General features: G+C 62.8%; 2 protein-coding genes and 2 pseudogenes. 1 reads left to right on the top strand and 3 read right to left on the bottom strand.

Going from position 1 to position 1,674, the window contains the following annotated elements:
- Positions 1-83: 83 nt before the first annotated feature.
- Positions 84-566, top strand: a pseudogene (locus AB0H75_RS50175) (transposase); the annotation flags it as partial.
- Between the two features lie 79 nt (positions 567-645).
- Here AB0H75_RS50175 and AB0H75_RS50170 read toward each other — a convergent pair.
- The 3 genes and pseudogenes from AB0H75_RS50170 to AB0H75_RS50160 all read right to left on the bottom strand — a co-directional run.
- Complete coding sequence (locus tag AB0H75_RS50170) at positions 646-945, bottom strand: helix-turn-helix domain-containing protein (protein WP_367809190.1); 300 nt, start codon at positions 943-945, stop codon at positions 646-648.
- Between the two features lie 2 nt (positions 946-947).
- Positions 948-1,292, bottom strand: coding sequence for a type II toxin-antitoxin system RelE/ParE family toxin (locus AB0H75_RS50165; protein WP_367809188.1), 345 nt, complete (start codon positions 1,290-1,292; stop codon positions 948-950).
- A 144-nt stretch (positions 1,293-1,436) separates the two neighbouring features.
- Positions 1,437-1,674 (bottom strand): annotated as a pseudogene (locus tag AB0H75_RS50160) (hypothetical protein); the annotation flags it as partial.

The raw sequence follows: 1,674 nt of genomic DNA, 5'->3' as shown, positions 1-1,674 counted from the left end.
TGCCGCGAGCTGCTCGTGAACCTCGCTGGAGATCGCCATACCACTTCAACGAGCCCAAGATCAGAAAGCGACGCCTTATTTCTTGCCGACTCCACTACCTACGCAACCTTCTGACCTGCGTGAACAAGTCGGCGCAGCCGTTCGTGGCCACCCTGGTGCGCACCATCGTCGACCAGCCCGACAGCGCCTCGGTGCGCGCCCAGCAGGCCTGGGTCGTGCAAACTCTGCAGACCAAGCATCCAGCCGCGGCCCAGCATCTGGACGCCGCCCGCGAGGACCTGATCGCCTTCGCCGCCTTCCCTCGCGAGATCTGGCCGCAGATCTGGTCGAATAACCTGCAAGAGCGGCTGAACAAGGAGATCCGCCGCCGCACCGATGTGGTGGGCATCTTTCCCGACCGGCCCTCGATCATCCGGCTGGTCGGCGCCGTGCTGGCCGAGCAGACCGACGAATGGGTCGAAGCCCGCCGCTACATGGGCCTGGACATCCTCGCCAAGGCCCGGATCCGCGTGATCCCTGGCGACACACCAGCCCACAACCCACTCCCGCAGACACTTACCGCTTAACCTGCAGAAACAGGATCACGCGAAGATCGATTCATACACCACGTCCGTGGACGTGACCATCTCGCGCGATACATCACGCTCAGGCTGCGGGAACACGTGGACTGATTCGCACCTCCAGCTCGGCGTCCAGCGCCTTGGCCAGTCGATCGAGGACCGGTAGCGTCGGCACGGTACCTCCTCCTTCGAAACGGGCCACCGCTGACTGCGTCATGTCAGCCGCACGAGCCAGCTCACTCTGGCTCCACCCTCGAGATTCGCGCATCTGTCGTACTGCCCGACCGAGTTCGAAGGCGAGACGAGCCGCATCGTACGCCTCGGCCGCTCCGGGCTCGGACAGCCGTCGGTCACGGAGATCAGCCCAATCGGTCCGCTCGGTCATCATCACTCCTCGTCCACCGAGTGCGTCTCGTCCTTGCAGCGGGACAACGCCCGCCGCGCCCGCTCCACTTCTCGATCTTCCCTCATTCGCGTTTTGCGGAAAACAGTCAGAAGGATGATCCGCCGATCCGAAGCGATCCAGTAGCTGATCCGCATTGTCAGATCATCAAGGTAGAACCGCAGCTCGCGCAGCTTGCCATCGAGCTGTCGCGTGTACGGGTCTCCCAGCAGCGGGCCTTCCGCTGCGAGTAGGTCAATATAGAAGGCCGCTCGCGCGAACGGCTCTGCCGGGAGCTTCTCAAGCCACTCCCGAACTTCCGGTTCCAGCTCCACGCTACCCCAAGCCATAGCGATGATGCTATGGCTTGGGGATGCCGCGATCATGCGATTACAGAATTCGGCTACTCCCGGTTATCCCGCGCCTACCCAGCTCTCCGGTGGCGATCAAGGGCTACGCAGACGCTCTCGGAGCGGTCACGGTCTCAGCAGGTTCTACGCTTCGGCGGCCGTCAAGCCGACAGGGCATGCGACGCCGGTGCCGCCGATGCCGCAGTAGCCGTTGGGCACTTTGTACAGGTACTGCTGGTGGTAGTGCTTCACTTCAGGCAATAGATGCACGACTTTAATGCGGCTTGGTGGGCTTGATCCGGTTTGACGGACATCCGAGATCAGGGGCTCGTCCCCGGAAGGATGTCCATGATGGAGAGCATGGGGAAGAAGAAGCCGCGTC

The organism is Nonomuraea sp. NPDC050783 (assembly GCF_040802095.1).
Classification (GTDB): domain Bacteria; phylum Actinomycetota; class Actinomycetes; order Streptosporangiales; family Streptosporangiaceae; genus Nonomuraea.
The sequence above is the reverse complement of the archived record's forward strand: the minus strand, read 5'-3'. Positions and strand labels throughout refer to the sequence as shown.